General features: G+C 39.6%; 28 protein-coding genes and 1 tRNA gene. 4 read left to right on the top strand and 25 right to left on the bottom strand.

Features of this window, described 5'->3' with window-relative positions:
• The first annotated feature begins 32 nt into the window (after positions 1–32).
• Positions 33–551, top strand: coding sequence for a GNAT family N-acetyltransferase (locus tag BUA53_RS16100; protein ID WP_217653010.1), 519 nt, complete (start codon positions 33–35; stop codon positions 549–551).
• Here BUA53_RS16100 and BUA53_RS16095 read toward each other — a convergent pair.
• From BUA53_RS16095 to BUA53_RS16085, 3 genes are read right to left on the bottom strand one after another with little or no spacing between them, the layout of a single operon-like run.
• Positions 546–2252, bottom strand: coding sequence for a SulP family inorganic anion transporter (locus BUA53_RS16095; RefSeq protein ID WP_072836422.1), 1707 nt, complete (start codon positions 2250–2252; stop codon positions 546–548). The genes BUA53_RS16100 and BUA53_RS16095 overlap by 6 nt on opposite strands.
• Before the next feature lie 31 nt (positions 2253–2283).
• Positions 2284–2679, bottom strand: coding sequence for a hypothetical protein (locus tag BUA53_RS16090; protein ID WP_072836421.1), 396 nt, complete (start codon positions 2677–2679; stop codon positions 2284–2286).
• Positions 2676–3284 carry a methyltransferase domain-containing protein gene (locus BUA53_RS16085; protein WP_072836420.1) on the bottom strand — a complete coding sequence of 203 codons (609 nt, stop codon included), beginning with the start codon at positions 3282–3284 and terminating at the stop codon, positions 2676–2678. Before BUA53_RS16085 ends, BUA53_RS16090 begins: the two co-directional genes overlap by 4 nt.
• 207 nt (positions 3285–3491) lie before the next feature.
• Between BUA53_RS16085 and BUA53_RS16080 the strand changes: the two genes are divergently transcribed.
• Positions 3492–4196 carry a Crp/Fnr family transcriptional regulator gene (locus BUA53_RS16080; protein ID WP_072836419.1) on the top strand — a complete coding sequence of 235 codons (705 nt, stop codon included), beginning with the start codon at positions 3492–3494 and terminating at the stop codon, positions 4194–4196.
• A gap of 8 nt (positions 4197–4204) precedes the next feature.
• Here the strand turns inward: BUA53_RS16080 and BUA53_RS16075 are convergent, their stop codons facing one another.
• The 8 genes from BUA53_RS16075 to BUA53_RS16040 form a co-directional block, all read right to left on the bottom strand.
• Positions 4205–4603 (bottom strand): response regulator, encoded by a 399-nt coding sequence (locus tag BUA53_RS16075; protein ID WP_072836418.1) that lies wholly within the window; start codon positions 4601–4603, stop codon positions 4205–4207.
• 16 nt (positions 4604–4619) lie between these two features.
• Positions 4620–5906: a sensor histidine kinase gene (locus BUA53_RS16070; RefSeq protein WP_072836417.1), complete on the bottom strand. Its 1287-nt coding sequence runs from the start codon at positions 5904–5906 to the stop codon at positions 4620–4622.
• 5 nt (positions 5907–5911) lie between these two features.
• Positions 5912–6235 carry a circadian clock KaiB family protein gene (locus BUA53_RS16065; RefSeq protein WP_072836416.1) on the bottom strand — a complete coding sequence of 108 codons (324 nt, stop codon included), beginning with the start codon at positions 6233–6235 and terminating at the stop codon, positions 5912–5914.
• Position 6236: 1 nt separating this feature from the next.
• Complete coding sequence (locus BUA53_RS16060) at positions 6237–6551, bottom strand: circadian clock KaiB family protein (RefSeq protein ID WP_072836415.1); 315 nt, start codon at positions 6549–6551, stop codon at positions 6237–6239.
• Positions 6535–8262 (bottom strand): circadian clock protein KaiC, encoded by a 1728-nt coding sequence (kaiC, locus tag BUA53_RS16055; RefSeq protein ID WP_072836414.1) that lies wholly within the window; start codon positions 8260–8262, stop codon positions 6535–6537. The genes BUA53_RS16060 and kaiC overlap by 17 nt, the downstream gene beginning before the upstream one ends.
• Before the next feature lie 284 nt (positions 8263–8546).
• Positions 8547–9359 carry a COG4705 family protein gene (locus tag BUA53_RS16050; protein WP_217653009.1) on the bottom strand — a complete coding sequence of 271 codons (813 nt, stop codon included), beginning with the start codon at positions 9357–9359 and terminating at the stop codon, positions 8547–8549.
• Between the two features lie 178 nt (positions 9360–9537).
• On the bottom strand, positions 9538–9846 hold the full coding sequence (locus BUA53_RS16045) for an RNA recognition motif domain-containing protein (RefSeq protein WP_072836413.1): 309 nt from the start codon (positions 9844–9846) through the stop codon (positions 9538–9540).
• Positions 9847–10045: 199 nt separating this feature from the next.
• Positions 10046–10294: a hypothetical protein gene (locus BUA53_RS16040; RefSeq protein ID WP_072836412.1), complete on the bottom strand. Its 249-nt coding sequence runs from the start codon at positions 10292–10294 to the stop codon at positions 10046–10048.
• Between the two features lie 336 nt (positions 10295–10630).
• Here BUA53_RS16040 and BUA53_RS16035 point away from each other — a divergent pair, with 336 nt between their 5' ends.
• Entirely contained in the window at positions 10631–11053 is a 423-nt protein-coding gene (locus BUA53_RS16035) for a response regulator (protein WP_072836411.1), read from the top strand.
• A 115-nt stretch (positions 11054–11168) separates the two neighbouring features.
• Positions 11169–11621: a DUF1569 domain-containing protein gene (locus BUA53_RS16030; RefSeq protein ID WP_072836410.1), complete on the top strand. Its 453-nt coding sequence runs from the start codon at positions 11169–11171 to the stop codon at positions 11619–11621.
• A 458-nt stretch (positions 11622–12079) separates the two neighbouring features.
• On the opposite strand, the gene BUA53_RS16025 is transcribed toward BUA53_RS16030, so the two are convergent.
• From BUA53_RS16025 to BUA53_RS15965, 14 genes are all read right to left on the bottom strand, one after another.
• On the bottom strand, positions 12080–12925 hold the full coding sequence (locus BUA53_RS16025; protein ID WP_245793179.1) for an alpha/beta fold hydrolase: 846 nt from the start codon (positions 12923–12925) through the stop codon (positions 12080–12082).
• Between the two features lie 216 nt (positions 12926–13141).
• The gene (locus tag BUA53_RS16020; protein WP_072836409.1) at positions 13142–14323 is read right to left on the bottom strand and encodes a DJ-1/PfpI family protein; all 1182 of its coding nucleotides are present in this window, start codon (positions 14321–14323) and stop codon (positions 13142–13144) included.
• Positions 14320–15243 (bottom strand): GlxA family transcriptional regulator, encoded by a 924-nt coding sequence (locus BUA53_RS16015; protein ID WP_072836408.1) that lies wholly within the window; start codon positions 15241–15243, stop codon positions 14320–14322. Before BUA53_RS16015 ends, BUA53_RS16020 begins: the two co-directional genes overlap by 4 nt.
• 54 nt (positions 15244–15297) lie before the next feature.
• A complete protein-coding gene (locus tag BUA53_RS16010; protein WP_072836407.1) occupies positions 15298–16107 on the bottom strand; it encodes a hypothetical protein in 810 nt (269 codons plus the stop codon).
• Positions 16108–16143: 36 nt separating this feature from the next.
• On the bottom strand, positions 16144–16632 hold the full coding sequence (locus BUA53_RS16005) for a heavy-metal-associated domain-containing protein (protein ID WP_072836406.1): 489 nt from the start codon (positions 16630–16632) through the stop codon (positions 16144–16146).
• Between the two features lie 288 nt (positions 16633–16920).
• Positions 16921–17298 (bottom strand): hypothetical protein, encoded by a 378-nt coding sequence (locus BUA53_RS16000; RefSeq protein ID WP_072836405.1) that lies wholly within the window; start codon positions 17296–17298, stop codon positions 16921–16923.
• A gap of 102 nt (positions 17299–17400) precedes the next feature.
• On the bottom strand, positions 17401–18066 hold the full coding sequence (locus BUA53_RS15995; RefSeq protein ID WP_072836404.1) for a GNAT family N-acetyltransferase: 666 nt from the start codon (positions 18064–18066) through the stop codon (positions 17401–17403).
• Between the two features lie 85 nt (positions 18067–18151).
• Positions 18152–18583, bottom strand: coding sequence for a DUF2147 domain-containing protein (locus tag BUA53_RS15990; protein WP_072836403.1), 432 nt, complete (start codon positions 18581–18583; stop codon positions 18152–18154).
• Between the two features lie 7 nt (positions 18584–18590).
• Positions 18591–18842, bottom strand: a complete 252-nt coding sequence (locus tag BUA53_RS15985) for a hypothetical protein (protein WP_072836402.1) — start codon at positions 18840–18842, stop codon at positions 18591–18593.
• Between the two features lie 406 nt (positions 18843–19248).
• Positions 19249–19824: a helix-turn-helix domain-containing protein gene (locus BUA53_RS15980; protein ID WP_072836401.1), complete on the bottom strand. Its 576-nt coding sequence runs from the start codon at positions 19822–19824 to the stop codon at positions 19249–19251.
• Between the two features lie 25 nt (positions 19825–19849).
• Positions 19850–20509 carry an adenylate/guanylate cyclase domain-containing protein gene (locus BUA53_RS15975; protein WP_072836400.1) on the bottom strand — a complete coding sequence of 220 codons (660 nt, stop codon included), beginning with the start codon at positions 20507–20509 and terminating at the stop codon, positions 19850–19852.
• A 70-nt stretch (positions 20510–20579) separates the two neighbouring features.
• Positions 20580–21014 carry a DUF6010 family protein gene (locus tag BUA53_RS15970; protein ID WP_072836399.1) on the bottom strand — a complete coding sequence of 145 codons (435 nt, stop codon included), beginning with the start codon at positions 21012–21014 and terminating at the stop codon, positions 20580–20582.
• A 416-nt stretch (positions 21015–21430) separates the two neighbouring features.
• A tRNA-Arg gene (locus BUA53_RS21265) sits at positions 21431–21502 on the bottom strand.
• A gap of 35 nt (positions 21503–21537) precedes the next feature.
• A complete protein-coding gene (locus BUA53_RS15965; protein ID WP_072836398.1) occupies positions 21538–22116 on the bottom strand; it encodes a MarC family protein in 579 nt (192 codons plus the stop codon).
• Between the last annotated feature and the right edge of the window lie 76 nt (positions 22117–22192).

Raw genomic sequence — 22192 nt, 5'->3', positions numbered from 1 at the left:
TACATTTGCAGATCTTTAATTAACAAGGTCCAATGAACAAGGAAATGCTTGTTGAGCATTCAACAATGAATGATTTCGATAAGATAATTGAACTATACGATGCCGCAATAGCCTACCAGAAAACGAAGTTCAAAAGAAACTGGCAACGTTTTGACGATGAGATGATCAGGAAGGAGATCGGTGAGAACAGGCAATGGAAAATTGTAATGAATAATGAGATTGCATGCATCTTTGCAATTGCTTTTTCGGACCCACATATCTGGAAAGAAAAGAATGCAGATCCTTCTTTGTATTTACACCGTATTGTTACCAATCCTGCTTACAAGGGTAATCATTTTATCAGGCATATCATACACTGGGCAATGTCTTTTGGCAAGGATAATCAACTGCAATATATAAGGATGGACACCTGGGGTGATAATGATGAACTGGTGCAATATTACCAGCAATGTGGTTTTAAGCTTTTGGGAACCGTAACTCCTGAGGAGACAGGTGAACTGCCCAAACATTACTCCTGTATCACCCTGGCATTACTGGAAATAAAACTATAGCGGTGAACCTATGGTTTTATCTTGCTGAATTCCAGGAAAGGAAGGAGTATGTTTTTTTTCACCCAATACTTCTTTTGCCCTTTGTAAAGCCGTTTCAAAATCAGGCGTAACATATCTTTTCCCTACCTGGAAAAGCAGCCTTGACTTTCTAAATTCTTCGAGAACAGGAGGTTGAATACCACTGAGGATCAATTGCATTTTATCATGCCGGCACATGCGCAGCACATCTTTTATGGTGTGTATGCCTGTGGCATCAATTACTGGTACATGCCTCATCCGAACGATGAGTACTTTAGGTTTTTTTTCAATCACCCTAATGGCATCCTTGAATTTATAAGCTGCGCCAAAGAACATGGGGCCCGTCAATTCAAAAACTTCAACACCATGGGGAATGGTATACCTGCTGACAGCATTGACATCTGTGACCTGTTGCTTATCCTCATTGAGATAAGAACTTACGTTACTTACTTTGATCATCTTTCTCATGAACAGGAAAACTGCGAGCACCATACCTATTTCTATGGCCAGCGTCAGGTCAAAAAGAACAGTTAGCAGGAAGGTAGTGACCAACACCGTAGCATCACTGCGACTACCTTTTGCAATGGCAACAAACGTGGTATGTTCACTCATGTTGTAAGCCACTATGACAAGTATACCAGCCAGGCAGCTCATAGGGATAAGTGTTGCCCATTTGCCCACTAATAACATGATGACCAATAAGGTCAGCGCATGTACTATACCTGCCACAGGTGTGCGTCCACCATTCTTTACATTGGTAGCGGTGCGTGCAATGGCGCCCGTTGCAGGTATGCCACCAAAAAGCGCAGAGGCGATATTGGCACCTCCCTGTGCTACCAGCTCCATATTGCTTTTATGATTGCCACCGATCATGCCGTCTGCCACCACTGCTGACAGCAGGCTTTCAATACCACCCAGGATGGCAATGGTAAATGCCGGCCTGACGGAGTTCTTTATAATATCCCAATCAAGATGCGGTACGCCGGGTGTAGGCAGGGAAGAGGGTATGCTTCCAAATCGGCTTCCAATAGTTTCTACCGGTAGTTTGAATGCCTGGACTGCAATAGTTGCCAGAAGGATAGCAACAAGGGAGCCCGGAATGACATGAGTGATCTTTGAAAAGAAGATGATGATCAGTATCGTAGTCACTCCAATAACGACGGCATAAGGACTGATGTGTGAAAAGTGATGGAAGTAGGCGTTCCATTTTTCTATAAAATCGGCGGGTACACTGCCCATGGTTAATCCAAGGAAATCCTTAACCTGGGATGAAAATATAATGACAGCGATACCGGTGGTAAATCCCACGATCAGTGGATGTGGAATGAATTTGATGACACTTCCGAAACGGGCAAAGCCCATTAGCATTAACATGATACCCGCTATAAAGGTTGCTATGATCAATCCATTGACACCATATTGCTGTACAATGCCATAAACAATTACAATGAAGGCACCTGTAGGTCCGCCAATCTGCACCCTGCTGCCACCAAAAGCTGATATAACAAAACCTGCTATGATGGCTGTGAACAATCCTTTCTCGGGAGAAACACCTGATGCAATGGCAAAGGCAATGGCCAGGGGCAAGGCTACAATGCCTACAATGATGCCTGCTACAAGATCTTTAAGAAATTGTTCCCTGGTATACGCTTTAAGTGTGTCAACAATTTTTGGTTTGAACATGGGATAGTGTTTAGGCAGGATATTGAATGGTTCATTGAGATAAAGAAAGGTGGCTGAGGTGTATATGTGCAGTTGACAGGTTCATATAATATTCATTGGCAAGAGTACTGCCTTTCAGATCGTTGAGCTCTTCGATAATGTACCTGATATACTGTACAAATATATTTTCCCGTGTATCCTGTTTTTTTATTCTTAAAATGTTCTCATTAATGATCTCTTTTACTTCTTCATTAGAATGTGCATTTAATATTTCATTGATCAATTTACTACGGTAGATCTTCATGCTCACTGATATGTTCATAACCTGGGTATTTGTTGTTTGATCTGACCTCTCTGCATCGGGAGCCAAGTGTCCACAAAAGACACATGAACTTTCGTCATAATCAATATCTATTAATATTTCCTGTGTAGTTGTATTGTTCATCATACCTTGATCCAGAATTTCAGGAGGTTGTCAAAATGTGTTTTTACGACGTAATAACAGGGTGGGATCTCATCTTCCAGGCTGTGATACGTAGCTATGCGGGTGCCCTGGGGCAATTGTTCCAGTTGTTTGTACAAGTAACGGTTGTAATAGTTGTAGAGAGAAGAGGAGTATTGGATGCTGGTATCTATTTTTTCAGTGCCATCCAGGTTTTCGTAAAAGGAGTTGAAAAAATAAAAATGATCATAAGCAGCAAGATTCAGTTGAGTGAAATTGCCGTGTATAAAGAATACATTTTTCAACTGTAACTCTGATTTAATGCCAACTGCAATATCATGCAGGTCTTTTCGCTGTTCAATACCATAGAACATCCCACCTGGCTCGTAGTAACCGGCTGCAAGACAAAACTTGCCTACGCCGCTACCTATATCCAATACTCGGGAGCCTGTTTTGGTAACAAGGAATTGTGCTACGCAGCGTGATACCTGCAGGGGAGTCCAATGACAGATGGCTTTTCTCTGAATGACAGGTGGATAGAGGTGATGAAACTCCCTGTCGTCCTGGAATATATCCAACTTATAATGTTTTTTGGAAAAAGCTTCATTCATAAACTACTATGGCCTCCTGTTTGATTTCGTCCTTATTAAAACAAATATTATTTCAACTGATTATTCTATGCCTGTTTTTTGAAAAGAAGAAAATAGAAAGCAGGTATAAGCCTGCTTTGCAAAGTTACCATGGCATATAAAGGCAAACTGTAACTCTTGTCACTTCAAAAAGTAACTTTTATCACTTATTGGATAGTTTTGTAGCATATGAGCCTTAAAGGGATCTTTCCAATTGATAAGTGGGGTTTCAATACTAATTCCGTAATTACTGATCTTCCTGCTGCGGAACTGGACGCACTTATGGCCCATAGCAGTGAACAACTGTTTAGTAAGGGAGAGATAATTTTCCGTGAAGGATCTTTACCCTCCGGCATTTTTTATATGCGCACAGGCATGGCTAAAAAATACAAAGTTGATAAAGAGGGCAGGGAACAGATCATATATGTAGCGAATAGCGGGGAGTTGATCGGGTATCATGCTGTACTGGCTGAAGAACGGTATCCCGACAATGCCGCTGCGCTGGAAGAAAGCCTGGTAGGATTTATTCCTAAAGAGGATTTTCTACAAGTACTTGATCTTTCAAAGACTTTATCCAACCGTCTTTTAAAAACCTTAAGTCATGAATTCACTGTTTTTGCCAATAGTGTAGTGTTGTTTGCCCAGCGAAGCGTAAGGGAACGGTTTGCCATGCAATTGATATTAATGCGTGAGAAATATAAGCAGGGAATTGTTCAAGGCATGGAAGTAGAGATCAATCTTTCAAGGGAAGACCTGGCGAGCCTTGTGGGTACTGCCAGGGAAAATATAGTGCGTATCATTAAGGATTTTAAAAAAGAAGAAATACTGGAAACCCGTGGAAGAAAGATCATTATAAAAGATGTAGAAGCATTATTGAAGGCAGCTAATTATTGAACGGTCAATTATTTTTGGCAAAGCTGTAAAAAAGCATCTATCATTTCATGATACCCTTGTTGGTTTAAAGGTTTCATAGCTACCATATCAGCGCCCTTTTCCATTGCCTTCTTCGTTAACATAGCATCGGCATAGGTGGAATAAATAACTACAGGAATGGACTGGTATGCCGGGTTAGATTTAAGTTCATCCAGTGTTTGTAACCCGTTTTTCTGGGGCATATTCTGGTCAAGGATAATAAGATCGGGAAGCTCCTCCGGAGGCATGGAATCCATTACTTCTAAAAGCCTGGCTCCATTTTCAACTATTGGTAGTATAAATAAGTCGTTCCTGTTATCTAAGAAATCCAGAAATAATTTTTGGTCATCACTGTCATCTTCAGCAAGAAGTATTTTTGTAAAATGCATGCATTAGAGTGCTAAATTATTGTTGATTAAGGGGTAAGATAATCATAAAATGGGAACCGCCCATTTCCTTCCCCGTTGCCTTGATAATACCATGGTGTTTTTCAACAATCTTTTTAGCGATAGCTAAACCTATACCTGTGCCTTCAAATTTATCCTTAGGGTTGAGGCGTTCAAATAGGGCAAATATGTCTGTAGCAAATTTTTCTTTAAATCCTATTCCATTATCCCTGATGGTGATAAGGGAATAGGCTCCATTTGGGTCTTCCTCACTATCAAATGATAAGGATTTTACCAATTTGCTATTGATAGTTATTACCGGGTCCACTCCAGGGCGTTGAAACTTCAGTGCATTACTGATGATATTTTGAAACACCTGCCTTATCTGGCCCCGGTTTACATGTAAAAAAGGTAGTTTACCTACCTGTATAGTAGCTTTCTTATCTCTTATGGAGAGTTCAAAATCTTCAAGCAATTCATGTATCAGTTCATTTAAATCAACTGGCTGCAGGAGCGTATTATTTTCTGAAAGTCTTGAATAATTCAAAATATCAATGATCAGTGCCTTCATTCGCCCGGAAGAATCAATGATCTTATTCAGGTAATGATTGGAGTCTTCAGATAGTTCTTTCCCGTATTTTTCTTTTAAAATATTTGAGAAGACCATGATCTTACGCAAAGGTTCCTGCAGGTCGTGAGAAGCAACTGAAGCAAATTGCTGCAGATCGTTATTACTCAATTCCAGGGCTTCATTCATTTTGGCCAGCTGCTCATTATTATCTCTTAGTTGCTTTTCATTATTTTTTTGCCTGGTAAGGTCTGTAACAATAATGCTTAAGGCTTTTCCTTCATCCAGTTCAAGAGCCGTAAGAGACAATTGAACAGGCATGAATTGGTTTTCATTTTGCAGGCTAAGCTCGCCTTTGCAGTCTTCTGTCCAGGCTTTTCCGAACAATTCCTTGTAAGATGAGAGTTGGTCTGCTGCAATGAATTGTTCAAAGTCCATTCCTATTATGTAGGATAAAGGTGTATTGACCATAGAGGCAAACCTTGAATTGCAATAAAGGATAAGCCCCTGGTTGTTGAGAGTGACAGCACCTTCTGTCATTTTTTCAATGAATACCCTATAGGTGTGGTCTGCAGATTTTAAAGTATATAACTGGTGTCCATTTTCGCCCTGTACTACAATGGCATCGATCTGGCCCGTGCGAATGGCTTCGATCGTTTCATTTGCTTCTTCCAGCTGGGAACGCAATTGCTCCAGCTCATACTCATAATCTTGTATGGATCTGTGTCTTGCTTCCATAGTTTTTAATCAGGCAGACCCAGACCTTTTAATACTTTTTTTGTATCTGACATGTCGCCAATGAGTTTTTTCTCAGGTAAAGGTTTTTTTCTTATCAACATAGGTAATGCTATCAACTGTTCCTTTTCCGCCAGTTTTTGTTGCTGGTGCACATCAATAACTTCCAGGATATATTTATTTTTTATATGCCCTTCACAAATTTGTTTGATGTTGTTCACTGCCTTAATGGAATTGGTGGATGCTCCTGATATATAAAGGCGCAACACATATTCAAATTCCTTTACTGCAGGACCTTTGCCGGTATTATCCTGGCTTTCATTTTTTATCATGTTATTTTGTTACAGGGCGGATATTCAAGCCTACCAATACTTTTTCCTCATTGGAAAGATCACCAATGATCTTTCTAATAGGAACTGGTACTTTTCTAACTAATGTTGGGATAGCAAAGATCTGGTCGCCAGCCGCCAACTGGGGTTGTTCCAACAAGTCAATCACTTCTATTTTATACTGTCCTTTTAAATGTTCCTCGCAATATTTTTGCAGGTTTTTTAGGGCAGTGGCCGACTTAATCGTATTACCTGCCACATATAACCTCAGTTCCCATTTTGGGACCTTTGTCAATGCCTTTTTACTTTCTTTTGCCATTACCCGATGTGTTAAGTCGCTTTTCAATTAATTGCTTTTTATTCTTTTCCATTACTTCCTTTTTTATATCTTCTTCTATATAGGCTTTATTTAGTTCTTCCTGTACAGATTCAAATTCTTCTCTAAGAGAAGCTATTCTTGCCTCCAAAACCATCCTTTTACGTTCAATTTCCCGGTCTTTCCTGGATAAGGCATGAGAGCGGATAACTTCCCCTGTAAATTCATTCAATTGTTGAGCCTCACGTGCTGAACCTGTTAGAATCCCATCCGGACCCAGGAAAACATCTACAAGCTCCAGTCCATTATTGTTAATGACAAATTCCCGGACCTGGTTAGAATGACCCATACCCCTTGATTTAATAATGTACATACCCCTGTTTCGCTCACCATTTAATTCTAATTCTTTAACCTGGATCCAGGCATCGACCATGGAAGAAACGCCTTCATCTGTTTGTTCGCCTATGGCTGTATTGAGGGTAAGGGCTGTAAACATTACAGTGATCTGTTCTTTTTGAAGGAAGTCAATCAGCCTGATTAGCGTGGCTTTGACATCTCTTAACTGACCAATAGTTACCAGGTTGGTGATAGGATCAATAATGACCACCTTTGGCTTAAATTCAATGATCTTTTTATATATAGATACCAGGTGCATTTCCAGGCCATATAAAGTGGGCCTGGAGGCATTAATTTTTAAGAATCCATTATTAATATGCTGCTGGAGGTTCATCCCAATGGATTTCATATTGCGAATAATCTGTTGAGTGGATTCCTCAAAAGCAAAATACAGGCACCTTTCTTTACGCTGGCAAGCTGCATTGACAAATGAAACTGCAATACTGGTCTTACCGGTTCCCGCAGGCCCCGATACCAATATAGAGCTACCTCTATAAAATCCTTTGCCTTCCAACATATTATCAAGAGTGGGCATACCTGTTGATATCCTTTGTGTTGAGGTGGGTGCTTCAAGGGTAAGGGAAGTAATGGGTAATACCGATATTCCATCTTCATCGATCAGGAAAGGATATTCATTAGTGCCATGTATGGATCCCCTGTACTTAATTATACGTAACAACCTGGTAGATATTTGATTACATACCCTATGTTCCAATAAGATCACGCAATCAGAAACATATTCTTCTAAACCTTGCCTGGTGAGAATACCATCCCCTTTTTCACCAGTAATGATGGCTGTAACACCTTTTTCTTTCAGCCATCCAAAAAGACGACGTAATTCCGCCCTTAAAATTGTCTCATTGCCTAAGCCGGAGAACAAATTCTCAATAGTATCCAGAACCACTCTTTTGGCTCCTATACTATCAATGGCATGTCCCAACCTAATAAATAAACCATCAAGGTCATATTCACCTGTTTCTTCTATTTCACTCCTGTCGATATGTACATGATCCAGTTTTATAAGGTTTTGCTTTTGAAGCTTTTCCAGATCAAAGCCCAGGGAAGCCACGTTTATTGCCAGTTCATCTGATTTTTCTTCAAAAGCCATGAAAACACCAGGTTCCTTATAATTCAAAGCGCCTCTTACAATGAATTCTATGGCAAAAAGGGTTTTCCCACTTCCAGCTGCGCCACATATTAGAGTGGGACGACCCTTAGGTAAACCTCCCTCCGTTATCTCATCAAGACCTGCTATACCTGAAGGTGTTTTGGGTAAAATTTTTTTCAATGTTGTTCTTTTATTTGAAACTGATGCCATAAGTAATAATTGTCATTTAAGCTACCAGATTATCTTTTTTCGACAATCAATGCTTAAATGACATAAAAAAATCTTATGCCAAATTTGATCAATCACTTCTATGAGCATAGAATAAACTAACTGAAAGAGAATAGAATTACTTAAAGGAACGAGCAATTTATAGGCGCTTAACGCATATATAAGTACGTTATTGAAGCAGTATTGATAAGTAATCCGGGAGTGCATTTTAACCTTGCAAATAGCCAGGTTTACAATCTTATCATATTGGTGATATTTTTCCCGTTCTAACCACCAGTTGTTGTAAATCCAGGCTTTGCATAGGCTTGCTGCTCATTTAATTCATGCTTTCTTTTTTTTACAGATTCATAAATGATCAAAATAATCAGTAATCCGAAAAGAATGAGCGATGAGCCCTTAGTACCATAGTTAAGCCCTCCAGCCTCATGTGATTTTGTTAACAGGTCACCAAAGGTGGCGCCAAAAGGCCGGGTTAATACAAAGGCAATCCAGAACAGGACTACCCTGGAAATACGTGTGAAAAAGTAAGCTAGTATAATAATTACAAGTATGGAACTGATAAGCAGTGCACTGCCTCCAAAGCCAAGGCCTGAATCATCGGCCAGGAAATCTCCAAGAGCTGTACCCAGGGTATTAGAAAATAATATTGCAGTCCAGTAAAAAGCCTCACCCCGGAATGAGCGGATATGGCTTACTGAAAGTGATTTTTCCACCAGTTTCCAAATTATAAGGATGAGGATGAGTATAGACACAAGGATCAGGGCACCTTTGGCATATCCTAAATGCAGGGTCCTATCCATATAGTCTGACATTGTGGTACCAGCAGTGCTGGTTGCAACAATTACAGCCCAGTATAAGGGTGGAATATATTTTTTAGCAAATAGTTGTAATGAAACGGTGATCAGAAAGAAGCTGAAAAATATAAGTGTGCTTATACCATATCCAACCTTCATTGTCTGAGCCAGCAGGTCGCCCCCGGTTTCCCCAAGGGTAGTAGCTGTGATTTTAGTGATCCAGAATAAAAGAGTGAGTTCAGGGATCTTGCTTATATAAGTACTATTATCACCCGGCCTTTCCATTGTTTTTTTAGAGGGATGTTACAACGATAATGCCATCAATAAGGTTTAGCCGGTAAAAGCTTTAAAAGGTAGAGTAGAGATCTAAGTTGGAAGAATATCCGGGAAACTATATTCACAGGGTAACAGAAACTAAAAAAGCCTGGAGAACCAGGCTTTTTTATTACTTCGGAAAAGTATATTAATATCTGTTTTTATTATAATTATTTCCGTTGTTGTAACCGCCGCTGTTGCGAGCTGGTCTGTCTTCTTTAGGCTTTGCTTCCATTACTTTGATTGTCCTGTTTTCAACAGTAGCACCGTCTAATTCAGCAATAGCTTTTTTAGAAGCAGCGTCATCAGACATTTCAACAAATCCAAATCCACGGGATTTACCAGTTTCTCTGTCGTTGATGATTTTAGCTGAAGTTACTTCTCCATAAGGAGCAAAAAATTCTCTTAAGTCTTCATCTTGTACGTTGAAGCTTAAGTTTGAAACATAAATGTTCATGTGATCTAACAATAATTGATTAAAAAAATATCTGAGGCAGCGGAAGTAAAACTAACTACGATGCAGATTGCTAAGCAGGATAATTACTAAATACTAATGCGAGGCTCAAATTAACCCTGTGAAGATAAGTGTATTATTGATATGAAATGTAAATATTATCACAAGGAATTTTGAGCCCGCATAAATTGACCATACATTACTAATTCACGAGGCCTTCGAGAGAAATAGATTCCAGGTAGGGAGAAACTGTCTCAATATTATAGGATACCCTGTATTCCTCTACTGCTTTGCTGTGGCCATTGCAGTAAGTTTCAACATAATAGTTATCCAATTGAAATAAGAAGACCATTTGGCCGTAAAGCTGCCTTTTGCCTACTAAAACCCCAAGATGGAGCACTGTTAACTTCTTTTCCTCTTCATTTAACAAGATAAAATCAGAAAGCTTCATAGTACCAATTTTAGAATTTAACTAATAATGTTTACTAATAACCTGACTCTGAACAATGATAAATGCTGATGCCTGACGAAATGAAACACTAACTGAAATGAATTCTACATGGGATTTATAAGAATAATATGTAGGCTGCCCATGTAGAAATTATGGATAAGAGCAAATATATAATTTGAAATTCAAAAAGGCAATAGTTGTTTCTAATTGCCTCTTATCCCAACAATATCCATATAATAGACTGTTATTACCCATAAAGGTTAATTTAAAACCTAATATTTGATAAGGATATACCCGGGTGGGTTAATTCAACTAACTTGTTGGAAATGTTAATAAATGAATAGGAACGGTCCCATCGTTATAATTGAAGATGATTCAGATGACCAGGAGATACTTATAGAAGTATTTAAAAAACTAAACTATTCCAATGAGATCATTTTTTTCTTAGAAAGTGAAGAAGCGCTGAATTATTTAAATCGTACCGATATAAGTCCTTTTCTGATTTTGTCAGATATTAATATGCCTAAATTGGATGGTTTTGCCTTGAGAAATAAAATATATACGGATTCTCAGCTGAAACTTAAATGCATACCTTACTTGTTTTTCTCTACTGCATCCACGCAGAAAGCTGTAATCGATGCCTATAGCATGTCTGTACAGGGATTCTTTGTAAAGCAAAATTCTATGGCCGAATTGGAAAAGACCATACAGGTGATCATGGAGTACTGGACAAGATGTGTAGCACCAAATGATGTATAAAACAACTACATTTCTCCACCTGGTGTTGGCATTTGTAGCCATGCTGTTTTAAAGTTCGGCCAATTATTAAGCAAAAGCGGAAACTTCCTTATAAATCAAAACATAACCTTCGCAGATGAAGAAGACGTTATTTAATAAAGCAACTGCAGATAATGTTATTGAAAGAGTAAACAAGCTTCAGCCAGGTAATAAACCGCGATGGGGAACCATGACCGCCACCGAGATGCTCCTGCATTCGAATCTGTGTAATGAAGAAATTTTTCAACCAATAATGCCTGTAAGAAAGACAAGGTTCAAACAGTACCTGCTACGTATGATTGCCCTATACATGGCACCCAATTTCAAGAAGGGAATTAAAGGCGACCCAGGAAAGGAAACGGTTGGAAAAATAGCTGCTGAGGGTTTTGAACAGCAAAAGCTGAAATTTATAGAACTTATTAGGAGGTTTCCTGAACAAGAGGGCGATCTTACCTTGCCGCACATTGCTTTCGGCAACATTTCTAAGGAACAGTGGGGTATAGCAGCATACAAGCACATGAATCATCATTTAAGGCAGTTCGGCGTATAATAAAATACAAATATTTTGCCTGTGAAAGCCGTGTTACTGCTTATTAATGACATATAAAAAAACATCCAAATCATTCTTGGCTTTGTGATTTTATTTTGCTTCTATCATGGAGCAGAATATTTTGTCCTGTTCCAGTACCAACCGATAAAGTTTTTGTTGCTGCAATGCTGTCTGCCAAAATCAATTTGGTCACCTAATGATTGAAACGCAATCTATACCCACGTTTATTAATTCGTTTATTGTTATACCATCAGCATATGCCTGTGGTTTTTGATAATTGTAATTTGTTGAACGTATGGGTATCTGACTACAACTCTCTGCAAAGATTATTGCCAGTAAGAATGATACAACTAAATGGGGGATGTCATTTTTTTCAAATACCTATTGTTATCCAAATTGTTTCTCACCAAGATTATTAACCTAGGTTTCATCTGGTTTAGTGAGATCACCAATTTCTGTTACCTATTTAAAAAATCAAGCAGAATTTTATTGAAAACATCGGGTTGATCCATCATTGGTAAATGGCCAGCCTCTTCAATTAGATGAAATTTTGCATTTGGAATTATTTTAGCAGCTCTTTCACCATATTCAACAGGAAACAATCGATCGTCTTTTCCCCAAATAATAAGGGTTTCTTTTTTTATCTGTTGCAATAATTCTTCGGGCACTTTCGATACAGCAGCACCTCTGCCTTGCTTAAATACATTCTTCCCTCCGGTTGATTTGGCAACAGCAATCGAGTAAAGACTGTGGTTCGGGTCTCTGTTTTCAGGCTTCTGGAGTATATAAGGAGAATTAAAACGATTTACCATAGAGGATGGAAAACTATTCATCCATATGATTCCGAATAGAGGCCAAAATGAAACTTTCGCACCTAAGCCAGCAGCGTCAACTAAAACAAGTTTATCAACCATCTCTGGATGGTCTATGACAAACTGTAACGCAATGGCACCTCCTTGAGATAATCCAACTATATGAGCCTTTGAAATTTTCATTTTCACTAAAAAGTCTTTAAGCCATTTTGAGAAATAAGGGCGGTTATAAGGGGCATTGGGTTTGTCAGATTCACCATATCCTACGATGTCTGGTGCAAGCACATGAAAATTTTTAGAGATAGTACCAATTGATGGATACCAGGTGACGGCTCCAGCACCGGCGCCATGTAGACAAATCACGGAATTACCACTTCCTGCAGATAGGTAAGCAGTTTTAACTGAATCAATTGTTACCTCACCTTCCTCAACCGAAACCGTCATCCTATCTATCAGCGCTTTCCTAAAATCATTTCTATTTCTTTTTTTCAAAATTTAAGTTTATGCAGTTTATGTTTATATAAATAGCCTGCCTAAAATGGTTTACAACAGTTATTATGGGTTCTAAATGTCACTCCTAAAGATAGTTTTTTCAATGACTGTGGCAGGTGGCTCCATCAGGGGATGGGACATAAGGCTGCGATCCATCAATCACCTGAAATTCCCCATTATGCCCGTTGCATGATGTTCCAGTATGTTAGTTTCATCTTAGTTATAGTCAAGCATTAGCTTCACGATGTTTTTATAATGATCACCATATTCATTTTCAATCCGAAGAAGGCACTCACTAATTATATAGTGTCTTTGAGAGCTATCATATTTGATAACTTGAGCGGATTTAAAAAGCTTCTGATCTGCTGTTGAAAATGTCATGGGGCTAACAACGTGGAGTTCATCTAAGTCATTATTGGTTAATTCTCCCGTAGGAATAAGGGTTAAACCATGCAATGTTTTTATGGGAAGGTCGCCTGCCGAAAAACTTTCAATTGACCCCGGAAAAGTACGGTTGTAAGTATCCATAATCCCTGCCAATGCAAATTCATTTATTCCTTCCTGAAGAAGTACCCCGAGCTTTTTGTTTTTCCTGAAAATTATTTTTTTACCAATCGTTACTTTATCGCTAAAGTGGAAGGTGTTGCTCTGATGGTTTAATTTGGGAGTGTCATATGGATAAGAAACGTCTTCAATCACCTTGCGCATAGTTTCCATTCCAAATAATTTGTTGATAACCATAAGGCTCCCTTCAGTTGCGTTGGAGACACCCGCTGTACTATAAAGGTTTCTACTACTGGCAACGCTTGTATGCTGCACCCAGAGCGGCTTACTGAAACTTGCTTTGATGCCTTCGTAATCGGAGGCGTGTGCTGTGATCGGTTTCCCGTCGAACAGACCCGTTGCCGCCGCTGTTGCCGCACCGTCGCATACGGAAAGAATAGTTACGTTGTCAGAGTGATGCCTTTTAATCCAGTTAATAATCACTGGATCCTGATGCAGTGAATCGGCAACGGCTAAGAAAGGAATGACGATAACATCAGGATGAATATGCAATGAATCAATTTGGGAGAACGTCATTTGCGGCAGAAGGAAAAAGCCTTTTTTAACGACGATTGGAACTTTGTTCTTTGCAACAATGTAGACGTTGGCCTTTTCCGTGGCGTTAAAAAGATAATAGGGAGCCATCATGTCAAAGAGTTCAGTGCCTTCGTTGTTTGCTACTATCACCACCGTCTTCTTTGAGCTATCATAAGTCGGAAGTTGGTAGGTGAAATTGTTCTTCCCCTCGTAAACTGGTGTTCTGCCAAACTCCTTTAGGGGAGCACAGGCATGGAAAAGGAGGGCTGTTACCGCTACCAGGATGATAGCGGCTTTCATAATTTTTGTCGGTTTCATCTTTTATTTGCTTTTAGGATTCGTTGTAATTGTCTTGCGGTTTTAAACCCACATTTAGTGGCGATGTATTCAATTGTAAACTCAGGGTTGTTGAGCATTGTCTTGGCGAACTCAAGTCGCAAAAGCGTGAGGTATTCAAGCACCGTCGTTCCTGTTTTTTCTTTAAAAACACGACTCAGGTTCCGTGGGCTCATGGCAACAAGTGACGCCAGGTCTTCGATGGTGTTCTCATCTGATAAATGCTCAATCAGGTGGTCCTGGACAATGTGGATGGCCGGATTGATGTGGTTACGATAATCAAGGTAGATGCTCTGTTGGGTATGGCTTTGGCTTCTGCGGTGATACACCACGAGCCCCCTTGCAACTTTGTGCGTAAAAAGAGCGCCTTTTAATTCTTCCAGTATTGCCAGCGAAAGGTCAATACCGGCACTGATGCCCGCACTGGTGTAAACATTGTTGCTCTTTTTAAAAAGAATGTCCGTAATGACTTTTGCCGTTGGAAACTGTCGTTGTAATTCTTCTACCCTCCTCCAATGGGTGGTGCATTCAGTGTCTTTTAGCAAACCAGCGTGGCCCAACGCAAACGCGCCATTACAAACAGAGCAAATGAAAACACCCTTATCAGAAAGTGATTTTATCCAGTTAAAGAAATGGTGCTCTGCCCGAAACGCAATGCTATTTACATACTCAAAATCCATCCCCGGAATAAAAAGGTAATCGCCTTCTTTTAGGTCGGCTTCTGTGTAATGCTTCACGTTCCCAAATGAAATTCCGGAGGTGCTAATGATTTCCTCTTTGTAGGAATAAAATTGGAGGTCTACTTCGAAGCCATAGAATTTCGCCTCAGTAAATACCTGGGCGGGACCGGCCAAATCCAAGAGTTCAACGGATGGAGGAACGATAAATGCTATTTTTCTCATCTCTTTATTTTGAATTTGAAGAACTCCAGAATTTCCGGGTTCATGTCATGGCCATTAGAAGGTATTAAAAAAATTATATTCAAGGCGAATAAAAGCTCCATTGGGTGCGGTTCTCAATAGTGTTGTTCTTAATTCTTTTCTGTAACCAATGTCCAACCTGCCCTGGCTGTTGAATATAAATTGGACAGACGGGGCAACGTCCACGAAATATTTTCCGGATTCTGTATTCACCTGGCTTAAGAACTCCATCATTAAATTAAGATTTGTCTGTCTATAACCTTTGTACTCCTTTGGCAATATTAACTTCCCAACTGAGAGGGTATAGTTGACAGCTTTGCTTTTGTCTTGCCCATAAAGAAATTTGTTACCATTTCCGTTATCAGTAGCCTTTAGATATGATATGCTGGATGATAACGCCACCTTGCGTAATAATTGGGTAGCAACTATGCCAAACTCCACTCCTGTATTATGGCCGTACATATTGATTTCTTCCTGGTGAATGTCACTATTATTATAGCTGACCCTGCCAAAGCCAGCCATGCGAAAATGTTTTTGCACCGCATCATTACTTAAGAACCGATATTTCGCATAGACGCTCCCACCTTCATACTTTAAAACATCACTACGGTTACTAAAGAAAACATCACCGCTTACCATCAATTTTTTAGAAATACCGAGCATGATTTCCGGAATTAGGTGATAATTTTTTTTCGACGTGTAGGTTTCATCCATGATCGAGTTGTCCACCCGAAAGCCAATGCTTCCAACGGCACGGTTACTGGCCGGCTCTGTTTGCGAAAACAACTCCTGTGCACTTGCTGATAAGAACAGAGAAAAAGACGTTATAACAAATAGAAGTTTCATTTTATCGGTTTGCAGCGTGAACGATGACTGAGCGTTTTATAGACTTGCGTGGTAAACTCCAGCAACTGTTGCAACCTGGCCAAGAGCATTACTTTTATATTCTTTAGAAGAGACAAAACCTTTGTCCAACAACCTAACCCGTTGTATTCCATTTAACGATTGACCTTTGCCGTTGATAATGGAAAAGGTATAATTACCCATTGTCACAGTACCATTGTCATTTAACTTTACGTCATTGAAATGTATAGCAGCAACAAAACTGGATACAGAAAAGCCTGCATCTTCAACTTTCTTCTTTATTTTATCAAAATCAACTTGAGCGTTTTGCTTGAAGGAGATTCCAAACGTATAGCTTTTCACGTCTGCGTCTACTTTCTCTACAAAATCAAGGGTCTTTAACGACTTGTTGATCGCGTTACTGCACATGCTGCATGTTAGTCCACTTGCCTGCAAATAAACTTTGGTGACTTGGGCTTTTGCAACCATTGACACGACGATGGCAAGCAGTAAAAAAATCTTTTTCATGATATTTATTTTCTTTTGAAAACTATTTGATTAAGCCTGAAAATTCAATTTTGCCTTGGAGCGTTTGCGGATAAGTCGCCTTGATTACTTTCTCCTTTTCAGGTCCTTTTGAAACGGCATTCGCGCCGATTAAAGCCGAGATAGCGTGACTTATTTATAGGAAAACGCATAAGAGGAAAATTGTTACCCATCCTGTCATCAGTATAGGAAAGTGGCTCTTTTTCATTTTTATTTGTTTTACGATATGAAGGTAAACTGACTAGGCAGGGTTGGAAGGACAGCCTGATGTCAGAAACGGACAACCTGTAAATTGCCACCCTGAGTCTGTGACTGATAGAACAGTTTTTTAAACCCATAATGATATATATCACTGCTGCCGTTGTGCACAGGATAAGCATTGATAAAAACCCAACCTTGCTTTCCCATGAAGTTCAAAGCGTCGATAATTGTATTGAATTTTTTTAGTTTGCCATCGTAGGTTCTCAGCCGATCATCTGACCAGAAACTTTTTTCTTCACCAAAGTCAATGTCAATGGTGACCTTATTGCTAAAGAGCCTGGGTGTAGCAATGAGCTGGCAGTATTGTTCAATTTTGCTTGTGTCAGTTTGTGCAAATACAGCAATAGTTGCCAGTTGAAAGAATATAATGACTAATAATTTTTTCATTTCTTTTGATTTAATTGTTTATAATTTTTGGTTTTTGAAAGGCACAAAAGGGTGTTTATGATGCTATGCACCACGTTAAAAAATGTTGGCTTGTTTTCAGGATTAAGAAGCCAGTGAAAGCAATTGGCTGCCGACGCATTCATTCTGAGAGGCAGCGCAACAACATGCAGGTTTTCTGTTCTTCAAATATGGGCTGCTACAGTTCCAGCAAGATGCCGGTTCTTCATAGGAGATAGTGATGTCCATTTCTGCAAGCAAGCTTCGGCTACTTTCGGATAAGTGAGTTCTTTCAATAGTGGCAAAGCCCTCATTGTTGTATAATTTACCAACATAGTGAAAGCCTGCTTTCTGAATACCTTTCAAAGATGACCTGTTTTCCGGCGCATGAATAATCCAGAAGCGGTCTGCCTTTTCTCTTTCATAATTGATTATGTATTGGAGTAAAGTCGGATAGATACCCAGGCCGCGAAAAGTTTCCATTGTTCTAAAGTTCCAGAGATAGCGGTTGCCAATAGGCAATATCAGTTCGTGAGCCAGTTCTCCGATCATTGCCTTTCCCCTTGCCATCCATCCAAATGCAGCAGGCATATTGTTTAAATAGGCTACAAAAGCTACATGATCATTTGCTATACGTTTTATTACGTCTTCACGGGTGGTGCCACCCATCCAGGCAAGCAAACCCACTTTGGTGCATTCTTCCATTATCAATCCTGCAGGTGGTCTAATGAAGGACAGCGTATCCGTCGATTTAAGTGTATAAAGAGACATGACTTTATGGTTGTTGTTTTAAAAAACCGAGATAGGTCGCGGTGAATAGATGACCTGGTGAAGATTTGGCCCTTTGATTTTTAGCTTATAAAATGCGCTCAAACGTTTCTGTTCTACCGAATAGCGAGATACCTATATAACCACGTACTTTAAGATTGAGCCCGCTGATACTTATTTTACAACTATAGGTTTTGCCGTTTTCAGGATCATAAACCTGTCCTTGCGTATAAGCGCCATCCTCATAAGAAAAATTGGTGAGCAAATCCAGGCCAAGCAGGTCTCTGTTTTTCAGTTTGCTATCCGGATTCTGTGTGTCTTTTCTTGGGTTCGATGCCCAAATTGTTCTGCCGAAATAACGGTCTCCCTTTTTATACATTTCAATTTTTGCGTCCTTTTTTGGGGACCAATAAACGCCAATTATTTTGTCGGAAACGGACTTGCCTGTTTGTGCCAACCCGCCAACATAAAGCAATAAGATAGCGATGGAAAACAATGATGTTTTAGTTATTTGTTTCATTTTGTTTTCAGTTTTTTGTAAGTGAAAATATTTCTGTCGATAAAGTGTGCCTGTCGATATAACGGGATACTAAATTTTCATTTTGTAGTCCTTTATTTGCGTGATAAACAGTGGGAATGGTTTTCACGTCTTCGGTAAGTTTTGTAACGCCATTATTTTCTGTTTGGGTTACCGTTGTGTGGTTCATTTCAACAACGACGCATATTGGTAAAATGGCCATTAGTGTGAACACTTGTAAAGCGAATGCAATCTTTTTCATTTTATTATTTTTAGTTGTTTTTGATGATGTAAAAGTAGACCGGCTTTCAGGGGCTTGAAGGACGGGAACGTGTCAGAAAAAGACAATCATTTCATCGAACTTCAGAATGGCTATAAATTGTTTAGAGAAAAGCCACCCAGGTTAGAGTGGCTTTTAGCTTCAATGCCGTTAACCGCACTTACTTGCAAGTTGCACATGTGCAATTGCTACCGCAATTACAGTTTTCGCAGGTACAATTTGGGTTGTCACATTTTTGTTTGTCGCTTGGAGTAACACTACTCAATTTGATTTCTGATTTCATAACTTTTGGTTTACTTGTTTTTAAATGATTTTGATAAAACAAAAGTAGAATCAGTGGGGCCTGTTGTTGTTACATTACCTTGGGTAAAGCTTACAGAATTTTGGGTTATAGCTGGTCAAGAAGTTTGCGCTTTGCTGATCCAACTTTCTTGAAGTGTGAAGGCGTAAGTCCGGTGATTTGTTTAAACTGATTGGAGAGATGTGCAACACTACTATAGTCCATTTCAAAGGCGATGGCTGACAATGTCATTTCGTTGTACACTAAAAGCTCTTTTACCTTTTCAATTCGCTGTTGTATAAAATAATTTTCAATGGTGCGCCCCTCAACAGAAGAGAACAGGCTACTTAGATAGGTGTATTCATGATACAAATTCTGTGACAGGTAAGCTGAGAGGTTCATTTTGTGTTCCTTATCGTCAACTTCTTTTCTTACTTTTTTTATCACCAGTTGTTTGATCTTTTCTATTAATCCGCTTGTTCTGTTATCAATTAATTCAAGTCCAATTGCTGCAAGGCAGGAACTTACGGAAACATATTGTTCCGCTGACAGTGGTTGAACAAGATGAATTTCCCCTACAATCACTTGTTGATAGGATATAGAAGCATTGGCCAAAACGTTTTCTACTGCCAGCAGGCAACGACGGCAAACCATGTTTTTAACGAGTAGAACATTCTCGGACATAATGGAAGATAAGTGTTAAGATAATTCAAGTTGATAACTTCCCAACAGAAGGGTCAGTTAATGGCCTTGTGGCAAAAGTTTGTAGACATGCCTCCGAGCAAAAGAAAACTTCAGGCCTTTCGGGGTGCTGAATGGCTGCAGCTTTGTCCAGTATCAGCATTCTGCAAACGGGATCAACAAAGAAAGAAATAGCTTTTGGGTTCACTAATTCCGCTATGTCTTTTTCTTCGGCCATGTTTTTAAAGCGATGTTTCCCTTTTGGTTCAAGTGCAAATGTAGATATATCGGTAACGGCCTCAAGAAAGTCATCTGAACACCAGAAGGTGCCGGGGCTGGCCTTAGCAGCTATGCGGGAAGTAAGATTGATGGCGGAGCCAAAATAGCTACCGTTTCTTTTTAAGACCTTTCCATAATGAAGCCCCCCGTGTACTTGCAGAAAGTTGTCTTCCCTGGAGGTGTGCTTCATTAGCATGAAGGCTGTCGAAAGTAAAAAGTCTGCCGATGCAGACACGATCATTACTTCATCTCCGGTACGTTCTTTTAGCTCGCTGTCGCCAACCAGGCAAACCTGTACAATTTCCAAATACCTGTCAATTAAGTCGGCTGCGGAAGCCGCACCGTGTGTTTCGGTGAGCGCCGTATAACCGGAGAGGTCAGCCATTAAAATGGCAATGCTTTCTTCCATAACCATTGTTTAAAAAAGTATGTAAACCCTAGTGAATATGCACCGAAAGGGCAAAATTGAATTCATACGTTTAAGCTTCTACAAATGGCTTCAAAGTGACTGGATTATGCCGTTTTTGGGCTTTGAAAACAAAAAGAAAGAATAACCCATCAATGACATCTACAACAAAACAAAAGGTTGGCCAGTATCCGGGTATTGCCGTTTGAATCGGTAAACCTTTGTGATGAAATATATCCCACACGCCATGAAAAAGAATGCCGTAGGCTATTAACAAACTGTTCCGGGTGTAGCCAACTATCGCGAGAAAATACAAACCTAACGCAACGGCTACTTCCAAGATAATCAAATTAATGGGGTTTTCTTTCAATGAAAAGCCAACATAAATAAATGCAATGGCGACAAGGAGGGTTGCAGCCATTAGTTTTGTGGGGAAGTATTTAGCCAGCATTTGCGATAGAAGGATGCATATTACGGCGGTGACAATACCTGCAATTGTTTCTACCATTTATTGGTTTTATTGAATGAAAATTCGCTAATGTTATTCAGCGTGTGTCTGTTTCAACTGTAAAGATGCTTTTATATCTAACGCTTAAAAAGACAATTAGGTGTCAGTAACAGACAAGAAGGCTATAACAGATGAACAGGCAAAAGGCTCAAAAGGGGTGTCGAACCCTGGGTTGTGTGTGAATTTTACGGTCAAATATTCCTGCAAACTCGCTTCTTTGTGGGGTTCTGCAAGTATACTGAAAATCAAAGGCTTCAATTTTTGCTGTTCCTGAAGGAATTTTCTTTAATAGAGCAGAAGACAGGTGTCGAACCACAGGTGTCAACGAGGTGTTCTCCTACATTGCAGGACTGGTGGGGCTTTACAGAAATGTAAAAGCCGCACTTCCATGAAAAATTTCGAGAGTGCGGCTTGGGTAGCCTCGCCGCGAATCGAACGCGGATCCAGGGCTTCGGAGACCCTTATACTATCCATTGTACTACGAGGCCAAAATCAGATCAGGCAGAAATCCATCTATTTCTTCCTATTTGATCAATCCATGTGCATTGGTGGCAAATATTTTTACCGCAATGGCGAGCAAAACTACGCCAAAAAACTTGCGCACTGCAATCATTCCACCAGGGCCAAGTATTCTTTCTATAAACTTTAAAGATTTCAAAACGACAAATACAACAATAAGGTTCAATAAAATGCCCAGGAGCACTGTTGTTTGTGTATAATTTGCCTTTAACGATATAATAGTGGTTAGTGTTCCGGAACCTGCAATAAGCGGAAAAGCAATGGGTACAACAGTAGCTGCCCTGACATCTTTTTCACTTTTAAAGAATTCTGCCCCCAGCACCATTTCCAATCCAAGTATAAAGATCACAATAGACCCCCCAACAGCAAATGAGCCTACGTCCAGGCTTAAAAGGTTCAGGAATGGCTCTCCAAGGAATAGAAAAAGAATCATCAGTCCCCCGGAAATAAGAGTAGCCCTGATTTCCTTAATGCCACCCATTTTATTTTTTATTGAGATCAGGATGGGAATGGAACCTATAATATCTATAATGGCAAAAAGCGTAAATGAAACAGTAAGTATATCCTTGACATTAGTTTGCATGGTAATATTTGATAAAAATACGCCTTACAGGCACAGGAAACCTGCTAAAAGGAATAATTAAAGTAATGGACAGTGC

The organism is Flavisolibacter ginsengisoli DSM 18119, assembly GCF_900129295.1.
In the GTDB taxonomy this organism is placed as follows: domain Bacteria; phylum Bacteroidota; class Bacteroidia; order Chitinophagales; family Chitinophagaceae; genus Flavisolibacter; species Flavisolibacter ginsengisoli.
This window is presented reverse-complemented; position numbering and strand designations above follow the sequence as displayed.